This window comes from Streptomyces thermocarboxydovorans, from assembly GCF_039524635.1.
In the GTDB taxonomy this organism is placed as follows: Bacteria; Actinomycetota; Actinomycetes; order Streptomycetales; family Streptomycetaceae; genus Streptomyces; species Streptomyces thermocarboxydovorans.
The window spans coordinates 1-18,334 of record NZ_BAAAGU010000085.1 but is presented as its reverse complement, the minus strand read 5'-3'; the positions used below and the strand labels follow the sequence as shown (position 1 = coordinate 18,334).

General features: G+C 72.4%; 13 protein-coding genes. 10 read left to right on the top strand and 3 right to left on the bottom strand.

Annotation, left to right across the window (positions count from 1 at the left end; all coding sequences use genetic code 11):
- Nucleotides 1-338 precede the first annotated feature (338 nt).
- On the top strand, nucleotides 339-1,475 hold the full coding sequence (locus ABD198_RS28160; RefSeq protein WP_344007116.1) for a glycosyltransferase family 4 protein: 1,137 nt from the start codon (nucleotides 339-341) through the stop codon (nucleotides 1,473-1,475).
- Between the two features lie 31 nt (nucleotides 1,476-1,506).
- Here ABD198_RS28160 and ABD198_RS28155 read toward each other — a convergent pair whose 3' ends face one another.
- The 3 genes from ABD198_RS28155 to ABD198_RS28145 all read right to left on the bottom strand — a co-directional run bounded on the left by ABD198_RS28155 (nucleotide 1,507) and on the right by ABD198_RS28145 (nucleotide 6,517).
- The gene (locus tag ABD198_RS28155; RefSeq protein WP_344007114.1) at nucleotides 1,507-3,147 is read right to left on the bottom strand and encodes a PucR family transcriptional regulator; all 1,641 of its coding nucleotides are present in this window, start codon (nucleotides 3,145-3,147) and stop codon (nucleotides 1,507-1,509) included.
- A 66-nt stretch (nucleotides 3,148-3,213) separates the two neighbouring features.
- Nucleotides 3,214-4,596, bottom strand: a complete 1,383-nt coding sequence (locus ABD198_RS28150; RefSeq protein WP_344007112.1) for an FAD-binding oxidoreductase — start codon at nucleotides 4,594-4,596, stop codon at nucleotides 3,214-3,216.
- Between the two features lie 118 nt (nucleotides 4,597-4,714).
- Entirely contained in the window at nucleotides 4,715-6,517 is a 1,803-nt protein-coding gene (locus tag ABD198_RS28145) for a glycoside hydrolase family 15 protein (protein WP_344007110.1), read from the bottom strand.
- Nucleotides 6,518-6,979: 462 nt separating this feature from the next.
- Here ABD198_RS28145 and pyrG point away from each other — a divergent pair, with 462 nt between their 5' ends.
- From pyrG to ABD198_RS28100, 9 genes are all read left to right on the top strand, one after another.
- Nucleotides 6,980-8,629, top strand: a complete 1,650-nt coding sequence (gene pyrG, locus ABD198_RS28140; protein ID WP_344007108.1) for a CTP synthase — start codon at nucleotides 6,980-6,982, stop codon at nucleotides 8,627-8,629.
- A 182-nt stretch (nucleotides 8,630-8,811) separates the two neighbouring features.
- A complete protein-coding gene (locus ABD198_RS28135; protein WP_167997405.1) occupies nucleotides 8,812-9,438 on the top strand; it encodes an NUDIX domain-containing protein in 627 nt (208 codons plus the stop codon).
- A 273-nt stretch (nucleotides 9,439-9,711) separates the two neighbouring features.
- Entirely contained in the window at nucleotides 9,712-11,703 is a 1,992-nt protein-coding gene (locus ABD198_RS28130; protein WP_344007106.1) for a tetratricopeptide repeat protein, read from the top strand.
- Nucleotides 11,704-11,880: 177 nt separating this feature from the next.
- Nucleotides 11,881-13,005, top strand: a complete 1,125-nt coding sequence (ald, locus tag ABD198_RS28125; protein WP_344007104.1) for an alanine dehydrogenase — start codon at nucleotides 11,881-11,883, stop codon at nucleotides 13,003-13,005.
- A 425-nt stretch (nucleotides 13,006-13,430) separates the two neighbouring features.
- Entirely contained in the window at nucleotides 13,431-14,567 is a 1,137-nt protein-coding gene (locus ABD198_RS28120) for a ParA family protein (protein WP_344007102.1), read from the top strand.
- The gene (locus tag ABD198_RS28115; protein ID WP_344007100.1) at nucleotides 14,552-15,097 is read left to right on the top strand and encodes a hypothetical protein; all 546 of its coding nucleotides are present in this window, start codon (nucleotides 14,552-14,554) and stop codon (nucleotides 15,095-15,097) included. The genes ABD198_RS28120 and ABD198_RS28115 overlap by 16 nt, the downstream gene beginning before the upstream one ends.
- A 390-nt stretch (nucleotides 15,098-15,487) precedes the next feature.
- Complete coding sequence (locus ABD198_RS28110; RefSeq protein ID WP_425580572.1) at nucleotides 15,488-16,540, top strand: segregation and condensation protein A; 1,053 nt, start codon at nucleotides 15,488-15,490, stop codon at nucleotides 16,538-16,540.
- Nucleotides 16,537-17,211 (top strand): SMC-Scp complex subunit ScpB, encoded by a 675-nt coding sequence (gene scpB / locus ABD198_RS28105; protein WP_344007095.1) that lies wholly within the window; start codon nucleotides 16,537-16,539, stop codon nucleotides 17,209-17,211. Before ABD198_RS28110 ends, scpB begins: the two co-directional genes overlap by 4 nt.
- Nucleotides 17,211-18,263: a pseudouridine synthase gene (locus tag ABD198_RS28100; RefSeq protein ID WP_344007093.1), complete on the top strand. Its 1,053-nt coding sequence runs from the start codon at nucleotides 17,211-17,213 to the stop codon at nucleotides 18,261-18,263. Before scpB ends, ABD198_RS28100 begins: the two co-directional genes overlap by 1 nt.
- The last annotated feature ends 71 nt before the right edge of the window (nucleotides 18,264-18,334 follow it).

The window sequence follows — 18,334 nt, the reverse complement described above, 5'->3', positions numbered from 1 at the left end:
TCGCCCCTGGGTTCCCTGATCCGCACCATGGCCGCGGCCGCCCTGCTCGGCCACGCGGCGGCACTGGTGGCCGCGGCGGCCTGCGGGGACCGGGTGAGCGAGGCGGCCCGGCGGCCGCGGCGGGCCGCGGCACGGCTGCGGAGCCGAATCCTCCGTCACTCTTGTGGGTGAAGGGGCCGGTCGGCCCGCTCCCGCGGGACCTTCGTCGTTCCCGGAACACCCGTACGTGCTGGCATCCTTGACGGGTACGCGGAGGACACCGCGCGGTACAACCCCGCCGCACGAACCTTCTGTACGTTCTTCCGTGACCGCCCGACCCGAACCAGGAGCACGGCCACGTGACCCCCGTCAGCAGCCCCTCGCCGCACGGCCAGTCGCCGCTGTGCACCGTGCAGGTGCTGGGCGGGGGCAACGCCGCCAGCAGCGCACATGTGCGGTCGCTGGCCGCGGGGCTGGTCGCACGGGGCGTGCGCGTCACGGTGTGCGCCCCCGTCGAGGCGGATCACACCTATGGGTTCACGGAGGTCGGCGCCGAGCTGGTGCCCGTGCCGCGCAGCAGCGACCCCTGCTCGGTGGCCGCGCTGCGGGAGGCCTGCACGCACGCCGATCTGGTGCACGCGCACGGCCTGCACGCCTCGTTCCGCACCGTGCTCGCGCTGAGCGGCCGGCGCACCCCGCTCGTCGTCACCTGGCACGACCGGGCGCACGCCGAGGGGGCACGCGCCCAGTTCCTGCGCCTGCTGGAGCGACGGGTCGTGAAGGCGGCCACGGTGGTCCTCGGCACCACCTCCGCGCTGGTCGACCGGGCCCGCCGCACCGGGGCGCGGGACGCCCGGCTGGCCGCCGTCGCCCTGCCCGGGCCGCGGCCCGCGCCCGTGGCGGACGACCCCGACCGGATGCGGTCCAAGATGCAGGCCGAACTGGGCGCCATCGGGCGCCCGTTGCTCATCGCCGTAGGCTCCCTCGAACCGCACCGCGGCTATGACACCCTGCTGGACGCCGCGCACGCCTGGCGCGGGCTGGACCCCGAGCCGCTGGTGGTGATCGCGGGGGAGGGGCCCCAACGGGCCGCCCTGCAGCGGCGGATCGAGCAGGAGGAGCTGCCGGTCCGGCTCATCGGCCGGCGCGACGACGCCACCGACCTGCTCGCGGCCGCCGACCTCGCCCTGCTCACCAGCCGCTGGGAGGCGCGCTCGGTGCTCGCCCAGGAGGCCCTCCACGCGCGGGTGCCGCTCGTCGCCACCCGGGTCGGCGGCATCCCCGAACTCGTCGGCGACGCCGCCGAACTCGTCCCCTACGGCCATGCGCGCGCCCTCGCCGACGCCGTGACCCGGCTGCTGAAGGACCCCGAGCGGCGGGCGGAGCTCGCCGAGAAGGGCGCCCGGCAGGCGGCCACCTGGCCGACCGAGGACGAGACGGTCGCCCAAGTGCTCAGCGTCTACGACGAGTTGACCCAGGCCCGCCCGCTCGTCTGACCTTCGGCGGCGGCCGCGGGGCGGGCCGGGATCAGGTCACGTGCCGGCGCGCCCGCAGCGCCAGGCTCAGCACCAGGACCGTCTGCGGATCGTCCAGGTCGCTGCCGAGCAGCTCCCCGATGCGGGCAAGGCGGTTGTAGAGGGTCTGGCGGTTCAGATGCAGCTCCCGGGCCGTCTCCGCCTTGCGGCCCGCGTGCGCCAGATACGTCTCCAGCGTCGGCAGCAGCGGCGGGCGCGAGCGCCGGTCGTGCTCGAGCAGCGGGCCGAGGGCGCGCTCCACGAACGCCGCCAGGTCCGGATGGTCGCGCAGCCGCCACATCAGCAGATCGATGTCCAGACGCCGCGCGTCGTACCAGGGCCGCTCCGGCAGCCCCTGCGCCGCCGTCGCCGTCTCCGCCGCGTGCCGCAGCCCCGTCGAGGCCGCCGCCCAGCCGCCGGGCATGCCGACCACCACGACCGGCGGCGGCGCCCCCGGCCGCAGCATCCCGGCCCGCTCCACACCGGCCCGCAGCGCCACCGCCACCCGGTCCGCCATCGCCGTACGGTCCGCCTCCGAGCGCAGCCCCAGCAGCAGCGGCACCCGGCCCTCCACCGGCCGCACCCCCAGCAGCAGCGGCACGCCCAGCGAGGCCAGTTCCTCGGAGACCGCGCGGGCCAGCACCGCCCAGCCGCCGCCGTGCGGGGACAGCGCGTCGCCCAGCCGCATCACCACCGGCAGCAGCGGGCTGTCGCCGGGCTTGAAGCCCAGCACCCGCGCCTGGGCGGGCGCGTCCTGCGCGCTGATCCGGCCCTCGGCGAGGTCGGTGAGGAAGTCGCCGCGGCCCCGCGCCGCCAGCTCCTCCTCCTGGCGGGCCTGCATCAGCACCACGGCCAGGATGCTCGCCGCCCGCTCGGCCGCCATCCGGTGCACCGGCAGCAGCCTGCCGCGCACCGGCAGCAGCACCAGCCGCGCCCGCGGCCCGCTGCCCGGGCCCCCGCCGGGCACGTCGATCAGCGCCGAACCGGCCGGCGGGTCGTCCTGGTGCCTGTCCCTGAGCCCCTCCCACACCTGCAGCGGATCGGCCCCCTCCAGGCCCTCCCCGGCGGCGTACAGCAGCTGCCCGTCGGTCGTCTCCAGGAACACCGGGTTGCCGCTGAAACCGGCCAGGATCTCCAGCACCTGCGGCACCCCGCCCCCGCCCAGCAGCGCCTCGGTGCAGCGGCGATGCACCTCCTCGGCGCGCTGCAGCAGCGCGTAATGGCCGTTGATGATCTCGGTGTGGATCTCCTCGGTGACCGTGACGAACGGCACCTCGCGGTGCAGCTGCACCAGCGGCAGCCCCGCCGCCCGGGCCGTGTCGACCAGGGCGGCCGGCAGGCGGGTGAAGCGGGTGCCCAGCTCCACCACCAGCGCGGCGATGCCCCGTTCGGCCAGGGTGCGCACGAACGCCCGCTGGTCGGCCGGGCGGTTGCCCATGCCGTAGCCGGTGGTCAGCAGCAGCTCGCCGCCCTTGAGCAGGGACGCGATGTTGGGCACCTCGCCCGCGTGCACCCAGCGCACCGTGCGGTCCAGCCGGTCGGCGCCCGCCACGACCTCCGGCAGCCCGCTGCGCAGTCCGGGCAGCTCCAGGGCCTGCTTGACGGTGATCCCGGTGCCCTGGCTGTCGTATCCGCTGTTCGTGCCGCTGTCCATGACCCGGACGCTACCCGCGCCGGCGATCCCCGGACACCTCGCCAAGCCCGGCGGCGGACGCCGGGCTCACGCGGGCCGGACGTTGTGGTTGAAGCGGAACACGTTGTCCGGGTCCCAGGTGCGCTTCAGCTCGGCCAGCCGCCGGGCGTTCTCGCGGCCGAGACCGGCCACCACCCGGTCGGCGCCCTCGTCGCCGATGAAGTTGAGGTAGACCGCCCCGGTGCTCCACGGCCGCACATCGGTGCGGCACTCGCGCACCCAGCTGATGCACCGCTCGTCGTCGGCCGGGCTCTCCCAGATGGCGAACGGGTGCACGCCCCAGGGCGCGTCCCGGTAGGGCACCGGGTACTCGGCGGGCCCGGAGGCGATCGCGCCGCCCTGCGGGAACACCGCGTCCTGGGTGCCGGTGCCCAGCGGCAGCGCTTCCGCGCGGGCGCAGACCACGTCGATCAGCTCGTCGGGCAGTCCCGTCAGGTACTCCGCCGTCCAGTAGTTCCGCATCCCCCACGGGTCGTCGATCATGCACTGCACATCGGCGTACGGCATGGCGCCGACGATCTCCGCCTCGTGCGGCAGTGCCAGCAGCGGCTCGGCGACCTCGCGCATGTCCGCCTCGGCACCGGCGTACGTCAGCAGCGCCGCGCACAGCAGGGTGCCGACCAGGTGCGGCGGGACGAACTCCTCGGGCGGGGCGGGGAAGTAGAGCACGGCGCCGCTCGCCTCGTTCGGGCCCGTCTCGATCACGTCGCGGAAGGTGCGGGTGACCTCCTGGCCGTGCTCCGGCAGGTACAGCAGCAGGGCGATGGCGAACTCCGGCAGCTCGTGCAGCTCCAGGGTGATCGCGGTGGCGATGCCGAAGTTGCCGCCGCCGCCGTGCAGGCCCCAGAACAGCTCGGGGTTCTCGTCGGCGTTCGCGCGGACCTTGCGGCCGTCGGCGGTGACCAGCTCCACGCCGAGCAGGTTGTCCACGGCCAGCCCGAAGCACCGGTCCAGCCAGCCGCTGCCGCCGCCGAGCACGAAGCCGCCGACGCCGGTGGTGGACGCCCTGCCGCCGGTCGTCGCCAGGTTGTACGGCTCGGTGGCACGGTCCAGATGGCTCATCGTGGCCCCGCCGCCGACCCGCACCGCCTCGGCCGCGGGGTCGACGGCGACCCGGTGCATCCGGCGCAGGTCGACCACGAGTCCGCCGTCGTTGAGGGCCTGCCCCGCCACGCTGTGCCCCCCGCCGCGTACCGCGACGGGCAGGTCCCGCTCCCTGGCGAACCGGACCGCCCGCACCACGTCGTCCTGGTGGGCGCACTGGGCGATCACCGCGGGCCGCCGGTCGATCATCGCGTTGAACACGGTCCGGGCGTCGTCGTAGCCCCGGTCACCGGGAGTGAACACACCACCGGTGAGATCCTCACGCAGCGCGGACACCGCCGCGCCGGCCGTCGCTCGGGTGGCCATGGCCGCCCCCTCTCGGGCAAGGGGCACAATCCCTACGCGGTTGCCTGGCTGTTCTCAGCCTAAGCGGGTACGGCCATGGCTTCCTGCGGAGCTCGACGCGGCGTGAGCCCGGGGAGCTTCAGCCCCCGTACGCCCCCGACGCGGTCAGCCGCAGCGCCGTGTCGATGAGCGGCACGTGGCTGAACGCCTGCGGGAAGTTGCCCACCTGGCGCTGCCGGCGCGGGTCCCACTCCTCCGCGAGCAGACCGAGGTCGTTGCGCAGCGCGAGCAGCTTCTCGAACAGCTTGCGGGCCTCGTCCACCCGGCCGATCATCGCCAGGTCGTCGGCCATCCAGAACGAGCAGGCGAGGAACGCCCCCTCGTCGCCCGGCAGGCCGTCGACGCCCCGGTCCCGGCCCTCCGTGGGGTAGCGCAGGATGAAGCCGTCCGGCGTGGACAGCTCCCGCTGGATGGCCTCCACGGTGCCGATCACCCGCTTGTCGTCCGGCGGCAGGAAGCCCACCTGCGGGATCAGCAGCAGCGAGGCGTCCAGCTCCTTGGAGCCGTAGGACTGGGTGAAGGTGTTGCGCTCCTTGTCGTAGCCCTTCTCGCAGACGTCCCGGTGGATGTCGTCGCGCAGTTGCTTCCAGTGCTCCAGCGGTCCGTCCGCGTCACCGGACTCGATCAGCTTGATGGTGCGGTCGACCGCCACCCAGGCCATCACCTTGGAGTGCACGAAGTGGCGGCGCGGTCCGCGCACCTCCCAGATGCCCTCGTCCGGCTCCTGCCAGTGCTTCTCCAGGTAGCGGATCAGCTTCAGCTGCAGCAGCGAGGCGTAGTCGTTGCGCGCCAGGCCGGTCATGTGCGCCAGGTGCAGGGCCTCGGTGACCTCGCCGTACACGTCCAGCTGGAGCTGGGAGGCGGCGCCGTTGCCGACCCGGACCGGGCTGGAGTTCTCGTAGCCGGGCAGCCAGTCCAGCTCCGCCTCGCCGAGCTCGCGCTCACCGGCGATGCCGTACATGATCTGCAGGTTCTCCGGGTCGCCGGCGACCGCGCGCAGCAGCCACTCGCGCCAGGCGCGGGCCTCCTCGCGGTAGCCGGTGCGCAGCAGCGAGGACAGGGTGATCGCCGCGTCCCGCAGCCAGGTGTAGCGGTAGTCCCAGTTGCGCACGCCGCCGATGTCCTCCGGCAGGGAGGTGGTGGGCGCGGCGACGATGCCGCCGGTCGGGGCGTACGTCAGGGCCTTCAGCGTGATCAGGGAGCGGACGACGGCCTCGCGGTAGGGGCCGTGGTACGTGCAGTGCTCCACCCACTCGCGCCAGAAGTCCTCGGTGGCCTCCAGCGACTGCTCCGGCTCGGGCAGCGGCGGCGGCTCCTTGTGCGAGGGCTGCCAGGAGACGGTGAAGGTGATCCGGTCGCCCGGCGAGACGGTGAAGTCCGAGTAGGTGGTCAGCGACTTGCCGTAGGTCTCGGCCTCGGTGTCGAACCACACCGAGTCGGGGCCCGCCACGGCCACCGTGCGCCCCTCGTGCTTGTGCACCCACGGCACGATCCGGCCGTAGGAGAACCGCATCCGCAGCGCCGAGCGCATCGGCACCCGGCCGGAGATGCCCTCCACGATCCGGATCAGCTGCGGCGCGCCGTCACGTGGCGGCATGAAATCCGTCACGCGGACCGTGCCGCGCGGGGTGTCCCACTCGGACTCCAGGATCAGCGAGTCGCCGCGGTAGCTGCGCCGGGCCGCGGCGGGCGGCTGCTGGTCGGAGGCGTGGGCGGGGCCGAGGCGCCAGAAGCCGTGCTCCTCGTTGCCCAGCAGGCCGGCGAAGATGGCGTGCGAGTCGAAGCGGGGCAGGCACAGCCAGTCCACCGTGCCGTCCCGGCAGACCAGCGCGGCGGTCTGCATGTCTCCGATGAGTGCGTAGTCTTCGATACGCCCGGCCACGTGCAACTCCAGTCGAACGGCCACGTCACCCCGCAAGGGGGTTGTCGCTAGTGCGGTCAAGGGGTTTTTCGGATACCTCGTTGAACGGTCAAGCACAGCAGTCACTCAGCCGCAGGGGCAAAGCACCAATTGTCGTTCAACGAACTGACGAGCTCTCGTTGTTCCGGTGTGACGGGCGGGGGTGGTGCCGTTCGGCCGGCCGGGCTCGGCAGCGAGTGTCCGAGCAGGATACGACGCACGTAGATGATCTGTGTGCCCCTCCGGACAACGTGAGTCCGCCGAACGAGTGAGCAAGGGGTGAGGGAACCGTGTGCGGTCGCCCGTCCGTACCGGCCCGTGCGCGGAGCGTGGCCGTAAGCCGCCGCCCCGAGGCGCTGATACGCTGGTAGCCCGTGGACCGGTGGGCGATAGGACCCCGGAACCGCACCCACAGACCGCGACCACGGGAGCCCCCTCTTGGCCATGCCGCCCAAATCCACGACGACCAAGCACATCTTCGTCACCGGGGGTGTCGCCTCCTCGCTCGGCAAGGGACTGACCGCCTCCAGCCTCGGCATGTTGCTCAAGGCACGGGGTCTGCGGGTCGTGATGCAGAAGCTCGACCCGTACCTGAACGTCGACCCGGGCACGATGAACCCCTTCCAGCACGGTGAGGTGTTCGTCACCAACGACGGCGCCGAGACCGACCTGGACATCGGCCACTACGAGCGGTTCCTCGACCGCGACCTGGACGGGTCGGCGAACGTCACCACCGGCCAGGTGTACTCCACCGTGATCGCCAAGGAGCGGCGCGGCGAGTACCTCGGCGACACCGTGCAGGTCATCCCGCACATCACCAACGAGATCAAGCACCGCATCCGCCGCATGGCGACGGACGAGGTCGATGTCGTGATCACCGAGGTCGGCGGCACCGTCGGCGACATCGAGTCGCTGCCGTTCCTGGAGACGGTGCGCCAGGTCCGGCACGAGGTGGGCCGTGACAACGTCTTCGTCGTCCATATCTCGCTCCTGCCGTACATCGGCCCCTCGGGTGAGCTGAAGACGAAGCCCACCCAGCATTCGGTTGCGGCGCTGCGCAACATCGGTATCCAGCCGGACGCGATCGTGCTGCGCTGCGACCGCGAGGTGCCCACCGCCATCAAGCGGAAGATCTCGCTGATGTGCGACGTCGACGAGGCCGCCGTGGTCGCCTGCCCCGACGCCCGCTCGATCTACGACATCCCGAAGACCGTGCACGGCGAGGGCCTGGACGCCTACGTGGTGCGCAAGCTGGACCTGCCGTTCCGCGACGTCGACTGGACCACCTGGGACGACCTGCTCGACCGGGTCCACAACCCCGAGCACGAGGTCACCCTGGCCCTGGTCGGCAAGTACATCGACCTGCCCGACGCCTACCTGTCGGTCACCGAGGCGCTGCGCGCGGGCGGCTTCGCCAACCGGGCCCGGGTGAAGATCAAGTGGGTCACCTCCGACGACTGCAAGACCCCGGCCGGCGCCCAGGCACAGCTCTCCGACGTCGACGGCATCTGCATCCCGGGCGGCTTCGGCGACCGCGGTGTGCTCGGCAAGGTCGGCGCGATCAAGTACGCCCGCGAGAACAAGATCCCGCTGCTCGGCCTCTGCCTGGGCCTGCAGTGCATCGTGATCGAGGCGGCGCGGAACCTGGCGGACATCCCCGACGCCAACTCCACCGAGTTCGACCCGGCCACCGCCCACCCGGTGATCTCCACCATGGCCGAGCAGCTCGACATCGTCGCCGGCGAGGGCGACATGGGCGGCACCATGCGGCTCGGCATGTACCCGGCGAAGCTGGCCGAGGGCTCGATCGTGCGCGAGGTCTACGACGGCAAGGAGTACGTGGAGGAGCGCCACCGGCACCGCTACGAGGTGAACAACGCCTACCGCGCGGAGCTGGAGAAGAAGGCCGGCATCGTGTTCTCCGGCACCTCTCCGGACGGCAAGCTCGTCGAGTACGTCGAGTACCCGCGCGATGTGCACCCCTACCTGGTCGCCACGCAGGCGCACCCGGAGCTGCGCTCGCGCCCGACGCGCCCGCACCCGCTCTTCGCGGGTCTGGTGAAGGCCGCGGTGGAGCGGAAGATCTCGAAGTAACACACCGGTTGTACGGTGGCCGGGGTGCGAACCTTCAAAAGGCGAGCGCTCCGGCCCCGTTTTTCCGGGTTTCGCAGATTCCCCAAGGTGCTCCTGGGTTCTCCCGGTTCCCGGTTTCCCGGGTTCGCCGTTTCACGGGTCCCGGCCCGACGACTGACACGCAGGGAAGGCAACGAACAGGCATGACGATCAAGGACACGCCGGAGGAGTGGGAGATCCGGGCGACGGACACCCCGTTCGTGGGCAACAAGACCTCCGTGCGCACCGACGACGTGGTCATGCCGGACGGGACCGTGGTGCACCGCGACTACCAGGTGCACCCGGGCTCGGTGGCCGTGCTCGCCCTGGACGACCAGGACCGGGTGGTGGTGCTGCGGCAGTACCGGCACCCGGTGCGGCAGAAGCTGTGGGAGATCCCGGCGGGGCTGCTGGACGTGCCCGGCGAGAACCCGCTGCACGCGGCGCAGCGGGAGCTGTACGAGGAGGCGCACGTCAAGGCCGAGGACTGGCGGGTGCTGACGGACGTCTACACCACGCCGGGCGGCTGCGACGAGGCGGTGCGCATCTTCCTCGCCCGCGGGCTGTCCGAGGCCGAGGGGGAGCGGTTCCAGGTCGAGGACGAGGAGGCCGACATGGAGCTGGCCCGGGTGCCGGTGGACGAGCTGGTGCGGGGCGTGCTGGCGGGGGACCTGCACAACAACTGCCTGGTGGTCGGCGTGCTGTCGCTGGTCGCCGCGCGCACCGGGGACGGCCTGGACGCGCTGCGCCCGGCGCTGGCGCCCTGGCCGGCGCGGCCCTTCGAGGCGTAGGCCGGGTTCGCTTGCCGCGGCCTTTCGAGGCGTAGGCCGGGTTCGCTTGCCGCGGCCTTTCGAGGCGTAGGCCTGTTTCGCCTGCCCCGGACCCTCGATGCCTGGGCCGTCTCCGCTCGCCCCGGCGTGCGGCACAGCCGCGCCGGCTGCGCAACTCGTGTGACCATCCGCTGATCCGATCGGGGGACCCGGCCGCCGTGGTCCCACCGGGGCGTTGTGCGAGGTGAACTACGCTCTCGGCTGACGGCTCACGGTGGGACGGGAGTGTGGCCCGTGACGGATCAGGTGGTGGACACGGAAGCCCGGTTCCTGGGCCGTACACGGGAGTTGAAGGAGCTGCGCGCGGACATCGAGCGCGCGGGGCTTGACACCCTGTCGGGACGCAAGGCCCCCCGCGCGCGGGTGCTGCTCATCGCCGGCCGCCCCGGATCCGGCCGGACCACCCTCGCCGGGGAACTCGTCCGCCAGGTCGCCGAGCGCTACCCCGACGGAGTCCTCAGCGTCCGGCTGAGCGAGCCCGACGGCACCCGCGTGCCCGTCGCCCGTGCCGCCCGTCAGATGCTGGACGAGCTGGACGTCTCCCCGCCCGCGGGGGCCGCCGAGGACGAGCTCACCGAGGCGCTCAGGTCCGCGCTCGCCGGGCGCCGTGCGGTGCTGCTGCTGGACGACGCCGCCGACGCCGAGCAGGTGGACGCGCTGCTGCCGGACAGCCCCGACTGCCTGGCCGTCGCCGTCTCCGAGGGGCCGCTGACCGGGATCAGCGACGTGCGGCCCTGCACCCTCGGCGGGCTCGACACCAAGTCCGCCGTCGAGCTGCTGAGCCAGGCCGCCGGCTCGGTGCGCATCACCGTGGACCCCCGTTCCGCCGAGGCGCTGGCCGAGCAGTGCCAGGGCCAGCCGGCCGCGCTGGTGCTGGCCGGCGGCTGGCTCGCCGCCCGGCCCAAGGCCGCCGTCGCCGACCTCGCCAAGCAGCTGCACGCCGACCCCGACGAGGGCCCGCCCGTCGCCCGCGTGTTCCGGCTCGTGCACGCGGGCCTGCCCGCGCCCGCCGCCCGCACCCTGCGCCTGCTCAGCCTGGCCCCGGCCGGATACGCCGACCCGCACACCGCCTCCGCCCTCGCCGGATGCTCGCTGGACAGCGCCCGCGCCACGCTCGACGACTTCGCCGCCCTCGGCCTGCTGCACCGGGTCCCGTCCGAGCTGCCGCAGTACCAGGTGCCGGGCTGTCTGCACCCCCTGCTGCGCGCCCTCGCCGGCACCCACGAACGCCCCGGCGAGCTGCAGCTGGCGCGCGCCCGCATGCTCGAGCGGACCGTCCGGCTGCTGCAGTCGTGCCGGGCCATCACCGAGACCGACAGCGCCCGGGCGCGCGAGAAGCTCGAGGGCCTGCCGCGCTCCCTGCGCTTCCCGCACCCGAGGGCCGCCGCCGACTGGCTGCGCGCCTTCCGCCCCGCCCTGCTCGCCTCCGCCCGGCTCGCGGTGGCCGACGGGGAGCTGGACACCCTGGCCCGGCGGCTGCTGTCGCAGCTGGTGCGGGCCATGGTCGCCCACTTCGGCACCCAGGCCGCCGCGAGCGACCTGTTCGGGCTGCACTCCCTGGTCCTGGACGTGGCGGACCGCCGCAGGCTGCCCCGGGAGCGGGCGGCGGCGCTGTTGAACCTCGGCGACCTGGACGCCCGTACCGGACGCACCACCGACGCGCTGGCCCGCTACCGGGCGGCGCTGGACGCCGCACGGCGGGCGAACGACCCGTATGCGACCGGCCGTGCGATGGAATCCGTAGGCGGCGCCCATCTGGAGCTGGGGGACTTCGACCGGGCCGCCGACTGGTTCGGCCGGGCCCTGACCGAGCGGCTCGCCCGGGACGAGCGCGCGGACGCCGCCCGCCTCTACGGCCGGATCGCCGCCGCCCACTCCTACGCGGGGCGCTACGGCGAGGCGCAGCGCAACTGGCGCGCCGCCGTCGCTGGCTACCGCAAGTGCGGCGATGTCGCCGCACGGGCGCGGGCGTTGAGCGAGCTGGCCCGGGTGCAGGAGTACGCGGGCCGGTTCGAGGAGTCGCTGCGCACCTGCCGGGAGGCGGTGGAATGGGCGCGCCGGGCCGAGGACGTCCGGCTGCAGGCGGCGCTGCACCTCAGGCTCGCCGACACCTACGGCCACCTGGGCGATCCGGCCTCCGCCGCGCTGCACCGGGGCACGGCCGAGCGGATGCTGGAGGAGGAGGCCGCTGGTACCGAGGAAGGCGACGCCGAGCCGACACAGTGAGCTAACGCCTGCGAAATCCGTAGCGCATCCGCAGAAGATTGGTGCAATGAAAGGCTAGACAGCGGGAACACCTTCATTAGACTGGGTCTGCCGCACTTTCCCCTGCGGTCTCTCCCGGTGTGCCCTTGCGTGCCCGGGTCTGTGTAGTAATACCCCCTACCCTCCGAGCCAAGGACCGTGATCGACGTGAAGGTCGGCATCCCCCGCGAGGTCAAGAACAACGAGTTCCGGGTGGCCATCACCCCCGCCGGTGTGCACGAGCTGGTGCGCAACGGCCACCAGGTCGTCATCGAGCGTGGCGCCGGCGTCGGCTCGTCCATCCCGGACGCCGAGTACGTGGCCGCGGGCGGGCAGATCCTGGACACCGCCGACGAGGTGTGGGCGGCCGCCGACCTGCTGCTGAAGGTCAAGGAGCCCATCGCGGAGGAGTACCACCGCCTCCGCAAGGACCAGACCCTCTTCACCTACCTGCACCTGGCCGCGTCCAAGGAGTGCACGGACGCCCTGCTGGAGTCCGGCACCACCGCCATCGCCTACGAGACGGTGGAGCTGCCCAACCGCTCCCTGCCGCTGCTCGCCCCCATGTCCGAGGTCGCGGGCCGGCTCTCCGCCCAGGTCGGCGCCTACCACCTGATGCGCGCCCACGGCGGCCGCGGTGTGCTGCCCGGCGGCGTCCCCGGCGTGCTGGCCGGCCGTGCCGTGGTCATCGGCGGCGGCGTCTCCGGCTGGAACGCCGCGCAGATCGCCATCGGCCTCGGCTTCCACGTGACCCTGCTGGACAAGGACATCAACAAGCTCAAGGAGGCCGACCGGGTCTTCGGCACGAAGATCCAGACCGTCGTCTCCAACGCCTTCGAGCTGGAGAAGGCCTGCCTGGAGGCCGACCTGGTGATCGGCGCGGTGCTGGTGCCCGGCGCCAAGGCCCCGAAGCTGGTCAGCAACGACCTGGTCTCCCGGATGAAGCCCGGAAGTGTCCTTGTCGACATCGCGATCGACCAGGGCGGCTGCTTCGAGGACTCCCGCCCGACCACGCACGCCGACCCGACCTTCAAGGTCCACGAGTCGGTCTTCTACTGCGTGGCCAACATGCCCGGCGCGGTGCCCAACACCTCGACCTACGCGCTGACCAACGCGACGCTGCCGTACATCGTCGAACTCGCCAACCGCGGCTGGGTGGAGGCGCTGCGCCGCGACCCGGCGCTCGCCAAGGGCCTCAACACCCATGACGGCAAGGTGGTTTACAAGGAGGTCGCCGAGGCGCACGGCCTGGAGCACGTGGAGCTCTCCTCGCTGCTCGGCTGAGCCGGTCCCGGCGGTGTCCGGACGCTAAGTCGACCAAGTCATCATCGGGCAAAGGCGATACGTCAACTTCGGTCGTCAACGCCGCGCATCCGGCCGGACCTTGTGCGTCAAGGTCCGGCCGGATGTGTGTATGGTCACCTCGCGATTCCGGGACAACTCGCCTCGAACGTAACCGTTCTACCGATTCGCACAACGGCAAAACCTGCCGTGCGACGGCCGTACGCCGCTTGACAGCGGGATGTTTCATTGCCGACACATCGGGCCGGGTCCGGCGGATTGTGTTGCTGCGGACCCACGACACGCCATAGAGTCGCCAACCGTCGGCATGGTGCCACGCTGACCTGTCTAGAAGTTTCCTGGTCACCAAGGAGGTAAGACGACTTGTGAATGAGTCGACATTTACTCCCGGGGGTGGTCAACCAGGAATGCCGGCACGGGGCCAGGGTCCCGCGGGGTTCGCTGCTGTCGGCTCCGTCGCTGTGCGCACCTTCGCAGCCCACCAGAGTCACCGGACCGAAGGGGTGACTCGACCAGCACACCAGAGCATGGATGGCCATCACGTGAACGCCATGGCCGGCGACGGAAGTGGCGCGCCCCACGACCATTTCGCCGACTACGACGAACTGCCCGAGGGGCACTTCTACGACCCCGACGCCGAATACGAGCCCGACCCCGAGTACGCTGCCACGCTCGCGCCCGACGCCGCGCGTCAGCGCCGTGAGCGCATCGGCCCGACCGGGCGTCCGCTGCCGTACTTCCCGATCCCGGGCCCGGTGACCGACCACGGGCCCGCGAAGATCATCGCGATGTGCAACCAGAAGGGCGGCGTGGGCAAGACGACGTCGACCATCAACCTGGGAGCGGCGCTCGCGGAGTACGGACGCCGGGTGCTGCTCGTCGACTTCGACCCGCAGGGCGCGCTGTCGGTCGGACTCGGCGTCAACCCGATGGAGCTCGACCTCACCGTCTACAACCTGCTCATGGAGCGGGGCATGGCGGCGGACGAGGTGCTGCTGAAGACCGCGGTCCCCAACATGGACCTGCTGCCCAGCAACATCGACCTGTCCGCGGCCGAGGTGCAGCTGGTGAGCGAGGTCGCGCGCGAGTCGACGCTGCAGCGGGCGCTGAAGCCGCTGATGGACGACTACGACTACATCGTGATCGACTGTCAGCCCTCGCTCGGTCTGCTCACGGTGAACGCGCTGACCGCCGCGCACAAGGTGATCGTGCCGCTGGAGTGCGAGTTCTTCGCGCTGCGCGGTGTCGCGCTGCTGACCGAGACCATCGAGAAGGTCCAGGAGCGGCTCAACCCCGACCTGCAGCTCGACGGGATCCTCGCCACGATGTACGACTCGCGCACGGTGCACAGCCGTGAGGTGCTCGCGCGCGTGGTCGAGGCGTTCGACGATCACGTCTACCACACGGTCATCGGCCGCACGGTGCGCTTCCCGGAGACCACGGTCGCCGGTGAGCCGATCACCACGTACGCGTCCAACTCCGTCGGTGCCGCCGCCTACCGTCAGCTCGCCAGGGAGGTGCTCGCCCGGTGTCACGCCGAGTGAGTCTGCCGGGGGCCGACGAACTCTTCCGTACGACAGGGGGAATGGCGCTTCAGCCGTCCACACCCAGGCGCCAGGCCAACGGCGACGCCCGGGTCCCCGCGCCCGCGGGGGAGGGCGACGCGGCGGCGGCGCTCGACGACGCCCCGCAGTCGGTGCCCGCACAGGGCGGTGACGGCGAGGGCGCGGAGCATGCCGCGGCCGACGTGGAGCAGGGCGAGGCGGCGCAGCCGCGCAGCCGGGGCGAGCGCACCACCCGGCGCCAGGCGGCGGCGGCGCCGGCCGCGCCGCGGAAGCGGGGCAGGGCAGCGCGCCGGCCGAGCGGCCGGGAGCGGCACGACGAGAAGATCACCGTGTATGTCTCCGCCGAGGAGCTGATGGACCTGGAGCACGCGCGCCTGGTGCTGCGCGGCGAGCACGGCCTCGCGGTCGACCGGGGCCGGATCGTCCGCGAGGCGGTGGCCGTGGTGCTGGCGGATCTGGAGACCCGCGGGGATGCGAGCATCCTCGTGCGCCGACTGCGCGGCCGGTAGGGGTAGCCTGCGGAGGCCATGACCTCCTACGACGCGCCCGCCTCCGGCCAGGGAAACCGCCCCCGACGCCGCCGCGCACTGGGCCGGGGCCCGGGAGCCGACGCACCCCGCGAGCCCCGGCTCCCGCCGGTGCCCTCCCCTGGCGGGGCGCCCTACGGAGTGTCGGGCGGCCCCGGTGCGGGGGGCACGGACGAACCGGCCGCCGGGGACGGCGAGCCGCCCGCTGAGGGCACCGATTCCAGCGATGAGGTCGCGCTGCCGGGCGCCCGTCCGGCGAACGACGACCGCCCGCTCGTGGAGGCCGGCTCCCGGCTCTCGGAGGGCACGGCCCGGATCACGGAGGACGTCCCCGCGCGATCGGCCGCCGCCGCTCCACCGGTGGAGGCCCCTCTGGGTGACCCCGGGCCGTCGGCGGACGCCGTCGGAGCTGCGGCGGGGGCCGTCGGAGCCGCAGCGGGGGCCGTCCTGCTTCCGGCGCAGGGTGCGCCGGCCGCGGCGGACGGGGAAGCACGGGCGGGGGACACGCCGGCCTCTGAGGTCCAGGCAGACTCATCGGCGGCCACCGGGCCGGACGGCGCTCAGGCCTCGGACGAGGGGGCTCCGGCCCCCGGCGGGGCTGAGGAGGAGGCATCCGAAGGGGTCTTCAAGGTCCGGCTGGACAACTTCGAGGGGCCCTTCGACCTGCTGCTCCAGCTGATCTCCAAGCACAAGCTGGATGTCACCGAGGTGGCGCTGTCCAAGGTCACCGACGAGTTCATGGCGCACATCCGGGCCATGGGGCCGGACTGGGATCTGGACGAGACGACCGAGTTCCTGGTCGTCGCGGCGACGCTGCTCGATCTCAAGGCGGCTCGGCTGCTGCCCGCCGCCGAGGTCGAGGACGAGGCGGATCTGGCCCTGCTGGAGGCGCGGGACCTGCTGTTCGCCCGGCTGCTGCAGTACCGCGCGTACAAGCAGATCGCGGAGATCTTCAACCAGCGGCTGGAGGAGGAGGCGCGGCGGTACCCCCGTACCGTGGGTCTGGAGCCGCACCACGCCGAGCTGCTGCCCGAGGTGGTCATCAGCATCGGGCCCGAGGGGTTCGCCAGGCTCGCCGTGAAGGCGATGCAGCCCAAGCCCAAGCCGCAGGTGTACGTCGATCACATCCACGCGCCGCTGGTCAGCGTGCAGGAGCAGGCCGGGATCGTCGTCGCCCGGCTGAAGGAGCTGAAGGAGGCGTCCTTCCGGGCCCTCGTGGAGGACGCCGACGACACCCTCACCGTGGTCGCCCGCTTCCTCGCGCTGCTGGAGCTGTACCGCGAGAAGGCCGTGGCGCTGGAGCAGGAGACCGCGCTCGGCGAACTGCTGGTGCGCTGGACCGGCGGGGACGGGGACGAGACGCCGATGGTGACCGACGAGTTCGACCGGCCGCCCGAGCAGCCCGAGGAGGAGCAGAAGAAGTGAGCGAGGACACCACCGAGGCGCCCGCCGGGGCGCGCGGCGTCGCCGGCCTCGACCTCAAGCCCGCCCTCGAGGCGATCCTCATGGTCGTGGACGAGCCCGCCACCGAGGAGCACCTGGCGAAGATACTGGAGCGGCCGAAGCGGCAGGTCGCCGACGCCCTGCGGGAGCTGGCCGACGAGTACACCGTGCAGGGGCGCGGCTTCGAGCTGCGCCTGGTCGCGGGCGGCTGGCGCTTCTACACCCGGCCCGAGTACGCCGCCGCCGTCGAGGGCTTCGTGCTGGACGGGCAGCAGGCCCGTCTCACCCAGGCCGCCCTGGAGACCCTCGCCGTGGTCGCCTACCGTCAGCCGGTCAGCCGCAGCCGGGTCTCAGCGGTGCGCGGAGTGAACTGCGACGGTGTGATGCGCACCCTGCTCCAGCGGGGTCTGATCCAGGAGGCGGGCACGGAACCCGAAACAGGTGCGATCCTGTACACGACGACGAACTACTTCCTGGAGCGGATGGGCCTGCGCGGTCTGGACGAGCTCCCGGAGCTCGCGCCCTTCCTCCCGGAGGCGGAGGCGATCGAGGCCGAGACCCAGGAAGGCGTGCCGTCGTTCGATCCGGACGCCCCGGATGAGGACGACGGTCCCGCGACGAACATGCCTGAAACGACGACGACGGACTATTGATGCGAAGCAGCGGCAGCGGAAAGAGCGGCGGACGCGGTAACTACCGTGGCGCCGGCAACAACAGGGACCAGAAGCAGGGGCCGGGCCGCCCCCGCAAGCCCCGCCCCGAGGAGCGCCGCTACGACGTCGGCCCGGGAGCCGGCAAGGACGGCCCGAAGTCCGGGCGCGGAAAGCCGAAGGCGTCACCGAAGGCGTCGCCGAAGGGCGGCCGGGGCCGCACCGCTCCGGCGCGTTCGCGCGAGTACGAGGCCCGGCTCGAGGAGCGCAACCGCGAGCGGTACGCCGGCAAGAAGCAGGTCAAGCTGCCGAAGACCTTCCCCGGCGCCGAGCAGGAGGGCGAGCGGCTGCAGAAGGTGCTGGCCCGCGCCGGCTACGGCTCCCGGCGCGCCTGCGAGGAGCTGATCGACCAGGCACGGGTCGAGGTCAACGGCGAGATCGTGCTGGAGCAGGGCCGCCGCGTCGACCCGGAGAAGGACGAGATCAAGGTCGACGGTCTGACCGTCGCGACCCAGTCGTACCAGTTCTTCGCGCTGAACAAGCCCGCCGGTGTGGTCTCCACGATGGAGGACCCGGAGGGCAGGCAGTGCCTGGGCGACTACGTCACCAACCGCGAGACGCGCCTGTTCCACGTCGGCCGGCTCGACACCGAGACCGAGGGCATCATCCTGCTCACCAACCACGGCGAGCTGGCGCACCGGCTGACCCACCCCCGCTACGGCGTGCGCAAGACCTACCTCGCGCACATCGTCGGCCCGATCCCGCGCGACCTGGGCAAGCGGCTGAAGGACGGCATCCAGCTGGAGGACGGCTACGCCCGCGCCGACCACTTCCGGGTGGTCGACCAGATGGGCAAGAACTACCTCGTCGAGGTGACCCTGCACGAAGGCCGCAAGCACATCGTGCGGCGCATGCTCGCGGAGGCCGGCTTCCCCGTCGACAAGCTGGTGCGCACCGCCTTCGGGCCGATCACCCTGGGCGACCAGAAGTCCGGCTGGCTGCGGCGCCTGACCAACACCGAGGTCGGCATGCTGATGAAGGAGGTCGACCTCTAGTGACCTGAGTCGGAGATTCGTCGGCAGTAGGCGGCGACTTTGTCGAGGATCTCGTCGGCGGTCTTCGTCCA